We start from the raw sequence: 15430 nt of genomic DNA, 5'->3' as shown, positions 1-15430 counted from the left end.
GTACGGCGTCTGCAATGTCCACCCGCACCATGCCCACCAACACCATCACCATCGACGTCTCCACGACCCCTGTCAGCTACAGCCCCAGCCCCGATGTGAAGCACGGCGACAAGGTGGTCTTCACGTTGGGCAACGCGGTCAGCGCCACCGCCACCGTGACGTTCCCCGACGGCACCTGCCTCACCACGTCCGGCCCGTACACGCTGGGAGGCGCGACGATGGCGACCTCGCCCCTGACCGTCGCCCTAACGGCCTCGCGCGGGGTCTATGCCTTCGACGTCGACTTCAACAACGGCCAGGAGTCCCAGGCCCGCAAGGGCCACGAGTGGGACCGGAAGAACGGCGGCATCGACGTGACCAGCGACCCGCCGAAGGAGCTGCTCCGGTAGACGCCGGACACGTCAGCTCCCGGACCGTGACGTGTCACTGACACGTCCGGGAGCGCGCGTCCGCTGTCGCAGCCGTGAAACATCCGAGCACGTATTCAAGCCATGCATGTTGGTACGGGGGCTGCAATGCTGCGCGGACCTATGGCCAACATCACAGTCGACCTCTCCACGGTTCCCGTCACCTACAGCCCCGGTCCGGAAGTGAAACACGGTGACACGGTGATCTTCTCGCTGGGCAGCTACCCTCCGGGCGCGACCGCCACCATCACGTTCCCCCACGGGAACTGCCTCACCGTTTCCGCCTCGAACCCGTACCCGTACGAGCTCGGAGGGACCCACGCGCTGGCGACCTCCCCGCTGAACGTCTCGATGACGGCGGTGAAGCGGATCTACGAATTCGACGCGACCATCGACGATGGGTCGAGCACCCGGAGCGAGGACAAGGTCGGTCCGCTCAAGCTGGACCGGAAGAACGGCGGCATCGACGTGACCAGCGACCCGCCGGAGGAGCGCGCCTAACCGGCGGACACGTCAGCCCCGGACCGTGCCCTGTCATTGACGTGTCCGGGGTCCTGTCCCGTGTCGCGGCCGTGAAACATCCCAGCGGTGTTCACGGTCCGCGCACTGGTACAGGCGATGCAGTGCAGTCCGGGCCTATGGCCCTCATGACAGTGACTCTCTCCCCCCAGGACATCACCTACGACCCGTCGCCGGAGGTGAAGCACGGCGACCTGGTGGTCTTCGTGATGGCTGGTTACGCGGCTGACGCCACCGCGATCGTGTCGCTCCACCACGATGATTGCTTCACCGCGCGGAGCCCGTTCAAGCTGACCAGCGACAACGCGGTGCCCGTGCCGCTGACCGTCGCCTCCCACGCGAAGCGCGGGATGCATCCCTTCCAGGTGCGCATCCACACGCGCAGGGCCCAGGACGACAGCTCCATCGAGGGGCAATCGGACCGCAAGAACGGCGGCATCGATGTGACGAGCGATCCGCCGGCGGAGGTCCGCCGGTAGTCTCCTCAGGGCGTGGGTGCGTCGACCACGCTCTCCGGGGTCGGGGGTCCGGCACGAAGCGCTGCCAGGCCGGCCCTCACCTCGCGCGCGTGATTCCACCGGGGACGGGCCGACACCACCGCATCGGCCAGCGCCAGCCCTCGCGTCAGCCCGGCCGTCGCGTCCTGCCCTTCACGGATGCGCCACCGCGCCCATGCGCCGTGGAGCTCCGCCGCCGCGAGCCGGTACTCCAGCCTGGGGTCGAGCTTCAGCGCCTCCTCGAAGGCCTCCGCCGCGCGCGTGAACTCGCCGTCCGCCGCCCCGTGGCCCCGCGCCATCCAACGCGCACGGACGCCGGAAGCCTCCGCCAGGTAGCGCCAGGCATTGCCCAGGCGCGGGTTCTGCTCGCGGGCCCGGTTCAGCGCCGTCTCCGCCTTCGTCAGCTCCGCCGCCGGATTTCCCGCCTGTGACAGCGTCCACGCCGCGTGGCGCACCCAGGCCTTGCCCAGGTTCGCCAGCAGGTCCGCGTCGTCCGGCAGCCGCTTCAGCGCCTCCGAGTAGTCGTCCACCGCGGCGCGCAGCGCGACGCTCGGGTCCTCGCCCTTCGCGAGCTGGAGCTCCGCGCGGAAGACCTCCCACTCGCCCAGGTTGTTGAAGGCGAAGCCCTGCGTGGGCGCCAGGGCGCGGGCCTTCTCGAAGGACGCCTTCGCCTCGTCGAGCAGGGCCTTCGTGTCGCCGCCCTCCTCCGCGCGCAGCTCCGCCTGCCAGAACACCGCGGAGCCCAGCGCGTTGTGGAGCGCGGGCTGCTTCGCGTTGAGCGCCAGCCCCTGCCGGTACAGCGTCAGGGCGCGCTCCAGGTCCACGCTCACGTCCTCGCCCTTCAGGTAGCGGGCTCGCGCGAGCTGCTCCGCCACCTCCGCGCCGTTGAAGCACGCGCTGAAGTTGTCCGGGTTGAGGGACAGGGCCCGCGTGAGCGCGCTGTTCGCGAGGCGCAGGTCGCCCATCGCATCCGGCGCGTTCCGGGCGTCCGCCCGCTTGCGGTACGCGACGCCCAGGTTGATCCACGAGAACGGCTGCTGCTCGCTCAGCTGGAGCGCGGATTGGTACTCAGTGATGGCCTTGTCCAGCAGCGGCAGCGGGTCTCCGCCGCGCGCGGCCTCCGCGTCCGCCTGCCCCTGCCACGCGAGCCCCAGGTTGGCGTGGAACGCGTAGTCGCGGTCCTCCGGGCGCAGCTGTTCGAAGGAGGCAATCGCGAGCTTCAGCTGTCCGCGCGGGTCCTCTCCGCGCAGCTGCTGGTAGCGCGCCCACTGGCGATGCGTCAGGGCCCGCTCCAGCGGGATGCGTTCGCTCGGCGTGGCCACGGCCTCCGCGGTGCGCAGCGCGGCCAGGGACTTCTCCAGCAGCGCCTCCACGCCCTCCCCGCCCTGGTTCGTGCGCTGCTCCGCGAGCCGGCGGTGGAAGCGCGACACCAGCACCAGCGAGCGGGCATGGTCCGGCGCGGCGGCGAGCGCGCGAGACAGCGCCTCCAGGCCCCGCTCGTAGTGCGGCAGGATGTTTCCCTCGCCGTACAGCTCCATCACCAGCGCGGCCAGCTCCAACCGCCCCAGCACCGAGTGCACCACGGGCTGGCTCTCCGCCGTGGCGACAGCGGCGGCGTACGCCTCGCGGCTCAGCGCCAGGTCCGCCTGCGAACCCGCGCGGTCCCCGCCGTTCCAGCGCCGCGTGGCGCGTGCGAGCAGGATGTCGCCACGCAGCAGCGGCGCCTCGTAGAACCACGGCGACTGCGTGCCCGGCGCGTCCAGCAGCGCCAGCGCGTCCTCCGGCCGGTCCTCGTAGAAGGCGAACAGGGCCTTCACGAACGACGGCGGCGCGGGCACGTCCGGCCCCTCCGCCTGGCGCAGGTACGCGAGCGCCGGGTCGCGGTAGCGCCCGTTCAGCTCCTTGAGCCGGGCCTCGCGCTGCGCGGGGGCTCGGCGCTCCACGTCCAGCAGCAGCTGCTCGCGGTACAGGTGGCCCAGCGTCTGAGCCAGCGCCCAGGCCACGCGGGGCTCGCGGAAGCCGTGCGCCCACGCGGACTCCAGCTTCTCTCGCGCGCCGTCCAGGTCATCCAGCGCGAACAGGGCGCGGCCCAGCGCGTACTCACCGGGGCCCACCGCCTGCTCGCCCGCGCGGGAAATCTCCTGCTCCAGCGCGGCCATGCTCGCGCGCAGCGCCTCGCGGTCCTTGCGCGTGTCGTGCAGGCGCGACAGGGCGGAGTAGCGCGCCGAGGACTCGATGCGCTCCACGCGCTCGGTGAAGGCGCGGGCCAGCCGCTCGCGTTCGGCCACCTCTCCGCGCGCGAGCTGCGCTTGCGTGAGCGCACCGGCCACCACCGCCACCACCGTGCCACCCAGCGCCAGCGCCGCGCGGTGCTTGCGGACCTTCTTGCCCAGCCAGTAGCGCGCGCCATGGCGGGCTCGCACCGGCTCGCCGGACAGGAAGCGCTCCAGGTCGTCCGTGAAGGCGCGCACGGAGTCGTAGCGGAGCGGCCGCTCCTTCTCCAGGCACTTGAGAACGACGGCCTCCAGGTCCTCCGGGATGTCCGGCTCCAGCGCGCGCGGACGCGGAGGCGGCTCCGTCTGGAGCTTCGCGAGCACCTCCTTCTCCGTCCCGCCGGTGAAGGGAGGCTGCCCGGTGAGCAGCGCATATAATGTAGCGCCCAGCGCGTAGACGTCCGCGCGGCGGTCCAGGCGGTGGCCTTCGCCGCGGGCCTGCTCGGGCGGCATGTAGTGCGGCGTGCCCAGCACCGCGTTCGGGGTGGTGCTGTCCTCGCGCCAGTCCCGCGCCAGGCCGAAGTCCATCACGAACGGGTGGAAGCCTCCGTCCTCCGTGCGCTCCACCAGGATGTTGCCGGGCTTCAGGTCGCGGTGGACCAGCCCCACGCGGTGCGCGGCGTGCACGCCCTCCGCGGCCTGGCACAGCACCCAGACGCGCTGCTCCAGCGTGAGCGAGTTGGAGAGCTGCCCCAGCGACGGGCCCTCCACGTAGCGCATGGCGATGAAGGCGTGGCCGCGCACCTCGCCCACTTCGTAGACCTCGCACACGCGCTCGTGGCGCACGCGGGCCTGGGCGCGGGCCTCGGACAGGAAGCGGCGGGCCAGCTCCGGGTCCCCGTCGCGCACGAACTTGAGGGCGACGTTGCGGCGCAGGAGCGGGTCATAGGCCAGGAACACCTGCCCCATGCCGCCCTGCCCCAGGAAGCGCACGGGCTCGTAGCGGTCCCAGCCGGGCACCGGGAACGAGGGCACGCCATGCACGGCCAGCGAGGACGGAATCGCCGTGCCCAGCGTGGCGGCCTCCTGGATGGGCGCTTCACCCCGGTCCGTGACGCCGCGAGCCAGGTCCTGCCGCAAGAGGTCCAGGGTGTCCTCCGTCAGCCGGCCCCGTTCCTTCAACAGCTCCAGGGGCCCGCGGTGCAGGCGAAGGGCCTCCTCGCGCAGGGCCGCCGCCTCCTCGGAGGACAGCAGCCCCTCGTCCAGCGCGAGCAGGACCTCCTCCTCGTAAGACGCTTGATGACCTGCCCCGGGCACGGACGAAGCATACGGGGAAGGCAGGGGGACGCGGGAGCGCCGCCGGAAGGGCGCCATGAGAGGGAGCGAGGGGGCGCTCCCGGGAAGGGGGTAGGCCCTCCCCTCCGGCGGGCTCCGCGAGGCTATGCGGCGCGGCGCTGACGGCGGCGCAGCCCCGGCACTCCCATCAGGCCCAGGAGGGCCAGCCAGGAGGCATCCGGCGCGGTGCTGCACCCGCCGCCCGCGAAGGCGCGCGTGTTCACCACCGTCCAGGTGTACTCCGCCGGGGTCGCATCCGTGTTGCCGCTGCCGTCCACCGCGCGGACGCGCAGGACGTGGTCCCCGCCGCCGACGGTGTAGCTGTCACGGCACGGGCCCCAGGCGCCACCGTCGAGGCTGCACTCGAACGTGGAGCCCACTTCCGTGGAGGCGTACTCGAAGTCCGCCGTGCGGTCGGAGGTGGTCGGCGCCGGGCCCTTCACGATGGACGTGTCCGGGGCCTGGTTGTCCAGCACCACGCTGTCCACCACGAAGGGGACGGTGGCGGACGGAGGGCTGGTGATGCCCGCGGGCGATTCGGCAGTAGCCGTCACGCTGTGCGGGCCGTCCGTCAGCGGCGTCGTGGGCACGCAACTCCACTTGCCGGCCGCGTCCACGGTGGCGGTGCAGATGACGGTGGTGCCTTCACGCACCGTCACCAGCGCGCCGGGCTCGCCGGTGCCGGTGATGGCGGGCGTGCCGGTGGTCACCGTGGTGTTCGCCTCGGGGCCGGTGATGACCGGGGCCGGGACCTCCGTGTCCACGATGAAGGGGACGGCGGTGGACGGGGGGCTGGTGGTGCTCGTGGACGTCTCGGCCGTGGCCGTCACGTTGTGCGGGCCATCCACCAGCGGCGTCGTGGGCGTGCAAGTCCAGTTGCCGGCCGCGTCGGCGGTGGCGGTGCAGACCACGGTGCCGCCCTCACGCACCGTCACCTGCGCGTTGGGCACGCTGGTGCCGGTGATGGGAGGCGTGCCGGTGGTCACCGTGGAGTTCGCCGTGGGGCCGGTGATGACCGGGGCCGGCGTCACGGGCTGGGGCGCCTGCGCCACGCACAACTGGGTGGACAGGTCGCAGTACGCCTCGCAGACGTTGGACGCGTTGCACGCCTGGCCCACCTCCAGCAGGCAGCGCGGCGAGCAGGTGTCTCCGCCCACCAGGTTGCCGTCGTCGCACACCTCGGCGCCCGCGCGGATGCCGTCGCCGCAGGTGGTGCCGCAGGCGCTGGGCGCGCCGTTGCAGCTGTAGCCCGGCTCCACGGCGCAGGTGGCGTTGCAGCCGTCGCCGCTGGCCGCGTTGCCGTCGTCGCACGACTCGCCTACGTCCACCGTGCCGTTGCCGCAGGTGTTGAAGCACACGTTGCCAGGGGCGGGGCAGCTCCAGCCCGGCTCCACGGCGCAGGTGGCGTTGCAGCCGTCGCCCGCCGTGGCGTTGCCGTCGTCGCACGCCTCGGAGCCCGCGCGGATGCCGTCGCCGCAGAGGGTGGCGCAGGTGCTGGGCTGACCCGAGCAGCTGTAGCCCGGCTCCACGCGGCAGCCATTGGAGCAGCCGTCGCCGGACGACTGGTCCGCGTCGTCGCAGGTCTCGTTCGGATCCAGGGCGCCGTTGCCGCACGACTGGACACACACGGAGGGGCCGTTGGACGGCGTGGAGCAGGCATAGCCGCCCTCCACGCGGCACTCGGTGGCGCAGCCGTCACCGGACGCGAGGTTGCCGTCGTCGCACTGCTCGCCCGGGTCCATGTTGCCGTTGCCGCACGTCTTCGCGCAGGGCTGGCCCGGCGTGGCGCAGGCATAGCCCAGCTCCAGGGTGCAGGCGTTGGAGCAGCCGTCGTTCAGGTTCGTGTTGCCGTCGTCGCACAGCTCACCGGCGTTGAGCACGCCGTTGCCGCACAGCGGGGCGCAGACGGACGGGGCGCCGTTGCAGGAGTAGCCCGTCTCGATGCGGCACGCCGCGGAGCAGCCGTCGGAGCTGAACACGTTGCCGTCGTCGCACTGCTCTCCCGCGTTGATGGCGCCGTTGCCGCAGGTGGCCGCGCAAACCTGGCCCGGCGTGGGGCAGGCGTAACCGTCTTCCACGCGGCAGCTGGCGTTGCAGCCGTCGTTGGCGGTGGTGTTGCCGTCGTCGCACTGCTCACCGGGGTTCAGGTTGCCGTTGCCGCACGTCTTGGCGCAGGTGCTGGGCGCGCCGGCGCAGCCATAGCCGGACTCGATGCCACAGGTGGCGTTGCAGCCGTCGCCCGCCGTGGTGTTGCCGTCGTCGCACTCCTCGCGCGGGGAGACGGCGCCGTCACCGCAGCGGTCGTCGTAGGCGTCCACGAAGAGGTAGCGGAAGGCGTTCGGCGGGCTGGCCTCGTTCTCGTTGCACAGCTCGATGCGGTTGAGGCCCGCGTGCCAGGCCGCGTTGGTGCCGAACTCACGGAAGATGTTCTTCTGCCAGGGCTGGCCGGGCGGGTCGTTCACGGTGACGGGCGAGATGGCCACGCCGTTCACCTTCGCGCCGTCGAACTGGTTGTCATTGAAGGTGGCCAGGCGCAGGCGGAACTGCGCGATGTGGGTCGTCGAGGGGATGAGGAAGTCCTGGTACACGCACGTCTGCAGGCCCTGGGGCGCCATGAAGCGCGCGGTCTGCATCTCCAGCGGCCAGTCGTTGGCGTTGCGCACGCCGGTGTCCGCGCCGGTGGTGGTGCCGGAGTAGAACCAGTGCGTATCCACCGCGCCCGTGGGCAGGCGGCGGTTCTGCGCGTCCACGCCAGTGTTGAACACCGCCACGCCCGCCCTCACGCAGCGGCTGGGGCTGCCCGCGCAGGCGAAGCCGGGCTCCACTTCGCACTGGCGGCTGCAGCCGTCGCCCTCGAAGCGGTTGCCGTCGTCGCAGATCTCCTGCGCGTAGGACGGGTACTGGCGGTTGTCGAACGCGCCGTTGCCACACAGCGACAAATCACACGTGGCCGAACAGCCGTTGCTGCCGCTGACGGTGTCGCCGTCGTCGCACAGCTCGCCGGTGTTCACCACGTTGTTGCCGCACAGGCTCGCCAACGAGCACGCGTTGCCGGGCACGTTGCACAGGTAGCCCGCCTCCACGGTGCCGGTGGACGAACAGCCGTCCCCGCTCACCGTGTTGCCGTCGTCACACTGCTCGCCGGGCTGGAGCCGGCCGTCACCCACGAGCGAGGACGACTGGCTCGTGAGCACGGGTTCGGAGGCAGCGGGCCGCGGCGTGGCCGACTCGCAGCCCGCGAGGAGGAACAGCGAACACAGGGCCAGCGCGTGGAAGCCCGCGCTCAGGGCCATCCGGGGTGAATCTCCCCGGACAAGGGTATGCATCAGGGTCTTGAGCATGAACGGTCTGCCTTACTTCCGAAGGGTGTCGGGGGAAGAGGAGGAGGCCGGCGTCGTCTGCACGCCCTCGGCCTCTCCGACGATCTTGAACTCGACGCGGCGGTTCTTCGCGCGGCCGTCCGCCTTCGCGTTGTCCGCGATGGGCTGCGTGGGCCCGAAGCCCTGCGCCACCAACCGCTCACGCTGCACGCCCTTGCTCACGAGGTAGTCCACCACCGCCTCGGCGCGCTTCTGGGACAGCTCCAGGTTGTAGGAGGCCTTGCCGGTGTTGTCGGTGTGGCCTTCCACGCGTACCTTCTCGATGTCCGGATGGGACACGAGGATGGACGCGACCTTGTCGAGCACCGCGTTGCTGCGCTTCTGGATGACGGCCTTGTTGTTCTCGAAGAACACGGCCTCCATGATGCGGATGCTGCCGGAGTCGATGCGCGCGACGGGCGCCTCCTTGCAGCCGCCGTTGGCCTCGGTGCCGGGCTCGTCGGGGCAGTTGTCCAGGCGGTCCACGATGCCGTCGCCGTCACGGTCGGGCTCCACGTCCGGGCAGCCGTCCTTGTCCTTGTAGCCGTTGAACGTCTCCGGCTCCTTCGGGCACTGGTCCTTGGAGTCCACGATGCCGTCCCCATCGGAGTCAGGGTCGTCCGGGCAGCCGTCCTCGTCCTCGAAGCCGTTCTTGTTCTCCGCCTGCGTGGGGCACTTGTCCGCCAGGTTGGGGATGCCGTCCTGGTCGTCGTCCTTGTCCGGGCAGCCCTGGAGCTGCGCCAGGCCGGCCGTCGTGGGGCACTGGTCGTCGCTGTTCTTCACGCCGTCGCCGTCGGCATCCAGGTCGGGACACTCGGCGGCCACGTGGGGCTGGCCCGCGATACAGACGGGGCCCTTGGGCGCGGGAGGCGTGCCGAAGGACACACCGGCGAGCACGCGGAAGCGCGGCGTGCCTGGCGTCTGGCCAAAGCCCGGGCCGCCCATGACGTACACCTCGGTGCCGTCAGCGGTGGGGACGCGCAGGCCCAGGAGCGCTTCCATCGAGCTGGGCGAGTCCTGGGTGGGAATGGTGCCGCGCAGGATGACCTCTTCGCGCAGGCCCCAGAGGGCGGCGGACAGGTTGACGCCGCCGTTGACCTCCACGCCCATCTCGTCGAGGTAGGGCTGCGTCTGCGGCGTCAGCGCGTACGTCTTCGTGCGCACGAGCGCGCCGACGTCCGCGCCCACGCGGAAGGTGCCGCCCAGCTGCTTGCCGGCGCCCAGGCGCGGGGAGAAGGTGAAGCCCTCGTCGCGGGTGAGGGCGGCCTTGCTGCCCAGGGGCAGGGCCGCGGCCAGGTGCAGACCCAGGTCCATCGGTCCGCCCCGGCTCTCGGAGAGGAAGCCCACGCGCGCCTGGACCCACGGCGTGCCGAGCGCGCTGGTGGTGGGACGGGACACGCCATTCGACGCGGTCTCCGGGCCCCACTGGGCGACGATGGGCACCTGCGCGCCCAATTCCAGCCAGTTCGTGAGGGAGTACGCCGCGGTGATGTGCGTCGTCACGCGGTTGGAGATGATGTCGGCCTGCCGCTCGTCGTTCTCCACCAGGACGAGGGGCCGGTTCTCGTAGTGCGCCGTCAACCCGATGCGGAACTGACCCGCGGGGAGCAGGTCACCGGTGGACAGCACGAGGCTGTCACGCATGGCGGGGTTGAGCTGCAGGCGCTCCAGTTCGATGCCCGGAATGGTGCTCTGGGCCTGGGCGCTGAAGGCGCAGAGGACGGCCAGTCCTCCGAGCCCCAGGTGATGCCTTCGTGCGAACAAGCGTTCCTCCACATGCACACGCGGACGCAAGAGCGTCGCGCGTCCCTTCGCCAGGCGAGGGGTACGCAGGCGGTTGCATGCCAGGGGCCAGGAGGTGTTCGGAAGACAACGTCCAGCAATCACGCGGGGATGCGGCGGGGGCCGGCCTCCCCGGGGGTGGGAATGACGCGTCAGCGCGGGACGCGGACACGGCGCTGACGCGTCATGGGAGGACGCGGAGCCTACAGGTGGAAGTGACCGGCGGCCTCCGGCTGGTAGGGCACGGCGATGATGCGCAGGCGGCGGGTGCGGCCCTGGGGGAGGGGCCACTCCACGGTCTGGCCCACGGACAGGCCCAGGAGGGCGCTGCCCACGGGGGCGAGGATGGAGATGCGGCCGGCGTCGCTGTTGGCGTCCTTGGGATAGACGAGCGTGACTTCGCGCGTCTCGCCGGCCTCTCCGTCTTCATAGACGACGGTGCTGTTCATGGTGACGACGTCGCGGGGAATGGTGCTGGAGGACGTGACGACGGCGCGGGCGAGCTCGGACTCCAGCTGCTCCACGAGTTCGGCGTTGCGGGCGTTGCCGTATTGTTCGACGACGCGCTCCAGGCGCTGCAGGTCGGTGTCGGTGACAATGAGGGAGTGGTCGTGGGTCATGGCGATTGCCTCCTGTGGGAAGGGGGATGGGGACGGCATGCACACCTGGAAAGGTGGGCGTGCGTGGCGCGAAGGTTCAGTGGGGGTGGAGCGGACGCCGTCCGTCTTGAGCTACGCGAGACGGGCGGCGTGGGTGACAAGCCAGGCGGTGGCTCGGCCGTGCGCGGGCAGCGTCCGGCGCACGGAAATCCGGCGCGGAGCACGCTGCAGGCAGGCTGTGAGCGAAACCGTCATCTGACGAGGAACCCGGGGGTTGCGACTGCGGTGAAGTGCTGAATGTAGCCGTGTGCGCCCTGATTGCAACCGAGCCTCGGAAACAAGCGGCCTGGCGGACAGTCGCCGTGACGCACGGAGGCGCGGAAATCAGCGGAGCGGGGACACGTCCTTGAACTGAACACCCGTGGCGCCAATCGATTCCAGCGCGAGCTTGATGTCCTCGGGGATGACGAGGACCACTTCCCAGTGCAGGGGCCGGAAGACCCTCGCGCTACCGAGCCGTGTGGTGTCGATGCGCATGCCCCAGACGGAGAGATAGGTTCCTACCTTCTCCGTCAGCCCATTCTTGGGCGTCCAGTACCGCGCTTCCTCCGAAGCCTCATCGTCGATGCAGTTCACGCGACGAATGGCGTTCAAGATGAAGAAGTCATCGGACTGTCCCTCGATGTTCACGGGGAAGAGCTGGATGTCGTTCGGAGCCAACCGCTCGAAGATGGCGGCGACCCGGGAGGTGACCACCGGCGTGCCGAATGCCGCATGGGAGTAGTCAAGCGTATTGCCTGGAATCTCCACCGGGACCCGCAGGCTTCCTTCCCACGAGCTTGGTCGACCCATCCTGAACTGCCAGGAGTCCTCAAGGTCCCGCCCCTGGGCGTCCTGTGGATGCCCCAGTTCCCAGCGGCCCTCAATGTACACGTCATCAGCGAGTTCGAAATATCGCAAGGACATGGGTCGGGTTCCTGCACTCACTCCGTGCGGGTCACCAGCTTGTTGAGGAAACTGCCCTTCTGGACGATTTCACTCGCCAGAACGCGCAGCGCACCTTTCAACGCCTCTCGGCATTGGTCGATGGTTTTGCAGGTCGACGTTACCTGTTCAAGTCGCTGATGGACTCTTTCATGGTACTCGCGAGGATGCGGACCTCGATGGCCGGGAACGTCCACCTGGTTCTCGGGATCGTTCAGTGACATCCCGCCCTTGTCGAAGATCCGCTGGTAGCGCGGAGTCCACGGGCCACCGTTCGCGGTGGACGTGCTGAACTTGTCCGAGGCGATATGGTGCTTGGGTCCTGGCACCTCCACAGGCCCACCGGTCGCCACCGCGCCCGGCGCCAGGGTGAGCAGGATGTCCCCCGTCGTGGACATGGCCACGGACTCCACCTGAGAGACCGCGCCCAGTCGGAAGCCGCCCTCCGCCACGCCCACGAGTGACGCCTGCGCCGAACCGGGCAGCTTGGGCAGCTTCGCGGCCAGCGTCTCCGCCGTACTGCCCAACGCCGCCGTGGCCAGCATGACGAAGGCCCGCGCGGCGTTCTCACCCAGCACCTCGCCGTACTGCTCCCCCGCGTCCCGAAGCTCGTCGAAGGTCGTGGCCTCCACCACCGCCTCCGAGAGCCGCATCCATCCCTGGATGAGGCTCCACACCGTGTCGACGCCCAGGTACGCGATGAGCACCGCCGTCATCGTCGCCGCGACGCCCTTCGACACCGGCTCGGGCAACAGCCACAATCCCAGATACAGGGCGCCGGTCGTGACGATCATGGAGAGCACCGCCCCGCGATCCGTCATCCCGCGCAGTGCGTCCTCCGTCTCGTCCCACACCGAGTCCAACGCGATGGAGAAGGCCAGCGTGCGCTTGCCGTCCTCATCCAACGTAGACCCGCGCTCCAGCAGGTGGAGACAATCGCCAGTGAGCGCCTTGCGTTTGCACCATCGGCCATACGCCGCCGCCAGCTCCACCTCCGGTGCATCGTTGAGTCGGAGGTGTCCGCGCCCAGGCTCCTGCACGGAGATGAGTCCCAGGTGCCCACGCACGTGAGCGTAGGGGCGTGACGGAAGCGAAGCTGCCAGCAGCCGGCGGGCCGCCTCCATGGGGTACGAGGAAACAGGCGCGGTGCGTGCGAGCCCCGCGACCGCGGACACGAAGGCGTCTTCGTCCAGCGCCACGGGCCGGACGCCCCGCTGTGGCGTGTGGACACGGGTGGGTTCTCGACCCGCACTGAGCCGCACGGTCCGGGACGCCGCACAGCCGGTCCCTACGAACAGCATCCACGCGATGACGGCTGCGTGCGTCATCCGGACAGTGACACTGGATCCGAGCGACCGGTGCGGTTTACCCGGGACGTGGGCCTGCGGCATGGGTGAGTGAAGTCTATCTCGAGCCTCTCCCTCGCCTTACTGAATTGGCCGCACACTGCGGACGGCGCGGCTTCGGTCTCCGTCACCAGGGCCCAGCCCTCGCGTGACAGGCCAATACCCTGCCCCGCCCACAAGGCGGCGCTGCCCACGGGCGAGGATGAAGATGCGGCCCGAGTCGCTGTTGACGTCCTTGGATAGACGAGCGTCACCTCACGCGTCTTATCGGCCACATACGGAGACCCGGAGCGAAGCACGCTGCAGGCAAGCTGTGAACGACACCGTCATCTCACGAGGGACCCGGGGGCTGCGGCTGAGGTGAAGCGCTGGATGCAGCTGCGTCCTCCCTGATTGCAACCGAGCCGCGGGAAACGGGTGGCATGGCGGACAGTCGCCGTGACGCACGGAGGCGCGGACTTCAGCGGAGCGGGGACACGTCCTTGAATTGCACGCCCGTGGCACCGATGGATTCGAGCGCGAGCTTGATGTCCTCGGAGACGATGAGCGCGATGAGCCAGCCCCAAGTGCGGAAGACCTTCGCGTCCCCCGTCCTGGCAGGGTCGATGCGCAGCCGATGAACCGCTTGATAGGTGCCGACCCGCTCGGGCCGTCCATCCTCCGGCGTCCAATAGCGCACCTCGCCCGAAGCGGTGTCGTCGATGCACTTCACGACGCGCACAACGTTGACGAGGAAGTACGGGTCCGGGGCGCCCTCCAACGTGACCGGGAACAACTCCACGTCCCCCGGAGCCAGTCGGGACAGAACCTCCGCGACCCGTTGGGAAACGATAGGGACAGCACCCGCGTCCGCGAGCGAGAAGTCGAGCGCCCTTCCCCGCGCATAGGACGGAACGCGCAGCGCGCCCTCCACCTGCGCGGGAGTTCCCTGCATGAACAGCCACGAGCCGTGGTCCTGCCCCTGGGCATCCACGGGCGTTCCAAGCTCCCAGCGGCCGGGCAGTGTCACGTCGTCCGTGAGCTTGAAGTACCGGGGCGTCACGCGGGCATCCTGCCTCATCCACCACTCCGGGTGACCAGCTTGTTGAGCCAGGTGTTCTCCGTCGCGAGTTCCTTCGCGAGGATCCGCAGCGCCTGCGTCAGGTCGACCCGGCACTGCTGAATCGTCCGGCATGTGCTGGTCGCGAGCCTCAACCGTTCAAAGACCTCCGCGTGGTACTCCTGCGGATGCGGCCCCCTGTGCCCCGGAACATGAACCTGGTTCTCCGGGTCGTTCAGGGACATCCCGCCCTTGTCGAAGAGTTGTTGATAGCGAGGCGTCCACGGGCCTCCGTTCGCGGTGGACGTGCTGAACTTGTCGGAAGCGATGTGGTGCTTCGGCCCCGGCACGTCCACGGGCCCGCCGGTCGCTACCACGCCCGGCGCCAGGGTGAGCAGGATGTCACCCGTCGCGGACACGGCGACGGACTCCACCTGCGCGACCGCCCCCAGCCGGAAGCCGCCCTCCGCCACGCCCACGAGTGACGCCTGCGCCGAACCGGGCAGCGTGGGCACCTTCGCGGCAAGCGTCTCCGCAGTACTGCCCAGCGCCGCCGTGGCCAGCATGACGAAGGCCCGCGCGGCGTTCTGGCCCATCACCTCGCCGTACTGCTCCCCTGCGTCCCGAAGCTCATCGAAGGTCGTGGCCTCCGCCACGGCGTCCGCGAGCCGCATCCATCCCTGGATGAGGCTCCACACCGTGTCGACGCCCAAATAGGCGATGAGCACCGCCGTCATCGTCGCGGCGACGCCCTTCGACACGGGCTCCGGCAACAGCCACAAGCCCAGGTACAAGGCGCCAGTCGTGACGATCATGGAGAGCACCGCTCCGCGATCCGTCATGCCCCGTAGCGCGTCCTCCGTCTCGTCCCACACCGAGTCCAACGCGATGGAGAAGGCCAGCGTGCGCTTGCCGTCCTCATCCAGCGTGGCCCCTCGCTCCAACAGGTGGAGACAATCGCCATCGAGCGCCTTGCGCTTGCACCACCGGCCATACGCCGCCGCCAGCTCCGTCTCTGGAGCATCACTGAGCCGGAGGTGTCCGCGCCCAGGCTCCTGCACGGAGACGAGCCCCAGGTGTCCACGCACGTGGGCATAGGGACGTGACGGAAGCGAAGCCGCCAGCAGCCGGCGGGCCGCCTCCATGGGGTACGAGGAAACAGGCGCGGCGCGTGCGAGCCCCGAGACCGCGGACACGAAGGCGTCTTCGTCCAGCGCCACGGGCCGGACGTCCCGCTGCGGCGTGTGGACACGGGTGGGTCCTCGGCCCGTACCGAGCCGCACGTTTCGGGACGCCGCACAGCCGGTCCCCACGAGCAGCATCCACGCGATGACGGCCGCGTGCGTCATC

At 70.1% G+C, this 15430-nt stretch carries 11 protein-coding genes; 3 read left to right on the top strand and 8 right to left on the bottom strand.

Annotated elements, in window-relative coordinates; translation table 11 throughout:
- Window positions 1-14: 14 nt before the first annotated feature.
- From D7Y11_RS05295 to D7Y11_RS05285, 3 genes are all read left to right on the top strand, one after another.
- A complete protein-coding gene (locus tag D7Y11_RS05295; RefSeq protein WP_233597094.1) occupies window positions 15-389 on the top strand; it encodes a hypothetical protein in 375 nt (124 codons plus the stop codon).
- Window positions 390-530: 141 nt separating this feature from the next.
- A complete protein-coding gene (locus tag D7Y11_RS05290; protein WP_233604992.1) occupies window positions 531-908 on the top strand; it encodes a hypothetical protein in 378 nt (125 codons plus the stop codon).
- 137 nt (window positions 909-1045) lie between these two features.
- Complete coding sequence (locus tag D7Y11_RS05285) at window positions 1046-1405, top strand: hypothetical protein (protein WP_126933167.1); 360 nt, start codon at window positions 1046-1048, stop codon at window positions 1403-1405.
- A gap of 5 nt (window positions 1406-1410) precedes the next feature.
- Here D7Y11_RS05285 and D7Y11_RS05280 read toward each other — a convergent pair whose 3' ends face one another.
- The 8 genes from D7Y11_RS05280 to D7Y11_RS05240 form a co-directional block, all read right to left on the bottom strand.
- Entirely contained in the window at window positions 1411-4953 is a 3543-nt protein-coding gene (locus D7Y11_RS05280) for a serine/threonine-protein kinase (protein ID WP_126933166.1), read from the bottom strand.
- Between the two features lie 122 nt (window positions 4954-5075).
- Window positions 5076-8264, bottom strand: coding sequence for a DUF4215 domain-containing protein (locus tag D7Y11_RS05275; RefSeq protein ID WP_126933165.1), 3189 nt, complete (start codon window positions 8262-8264; stop codon window positions 5076-5078).
- A gap of 60 nt (window positions 8265-8324) precedes the next feature.
- Window positions 8325-10094, bottom strand: coding sequence for an OmpA family protein (locus tag D7Y11_RS05270; RefSeq protein ID WP_120577658.1), 1770 nt, complete (start codon window positions 10092-10094; stop codon window positions 8325-8327).
- A 221-nt stretch (window positions 10095-10315) separates the two neighbouring features.
- Window positions 10316-10732 carry a nucleoside diphosphate kinase regulator gene (gene rnk / locus D7Y11_RS05265; protein ID WP_121753342.1) on the bottom strand — a complete coding sequence of 139 codons (417 nt, stop codon included), beginning with the start codon at window positions 10730-10732 and terminating at the stop codon, window positions 10316-10318.
- 363 nt (window positions 10733-11095) lie between these two features.
- On the bottom strand, window positions 11096-11563 hold the full coding sequence (locus D7Y11_RS05260) for a DUF1629 domain-containing protein (RefSeq protein WP_306770416.1): 468 nt from the start codon (window positions 11561-11563) through the stop codon (window positions 11096-11098).
- 131 nt (window positions 11564-11694) lie between these two features.
- Complete coding sequence (locus D7Y11_RS05255) at window positions 11695-12894, bottom strand: AHH domain-containing protein (RefSeq protein ID WP_306770415.1); 1200 nt, start codon at window positions 12892-12894, stop codon at window positions 11695-11697.
- A gap of 607 nt (window positions 12895-13501) precedes the next feature.
- Window positions 13502-14101, bottom strand: a complete 600-nt coding sequence (locus tag D7Y11_RS05245; protein WP_211486776.1) for a DUF1629 domain-containing protein — start codon at window positions 14099-14101, stop codon at window positions 13502-13504.
- Complete coding sequence (locus D7Y11_RS05240) at window positions 14098-15429, bottom strand: AHH domain-containing protein (protein ID WP_126933163.1); 1332 nt, start codon at window positions 15427-15429, stop codon at window positions 14098-14100. Before D7Y11_RS05240 ends, D7Y11_RS05245 begins: the two co-directional genes overlap by 4 nt.
- Between the last annotated feature and the right edge of the window lies 1 nt (window position 15430).

The organism is Corallococcus sp. AB018 (assembly GCF_003986945.1).
Lineage (GTDB): Bacteria > Myxococcota > Myxococcia > Myxococcales > Myxococcaceae > Corallococcus > Corallococcus exiguus.
The sequence above is the reverse complement of the archived record's forward strand: the minus strand, read 5'-3'. Positions and strand labels throughout refer to the sequence as shown.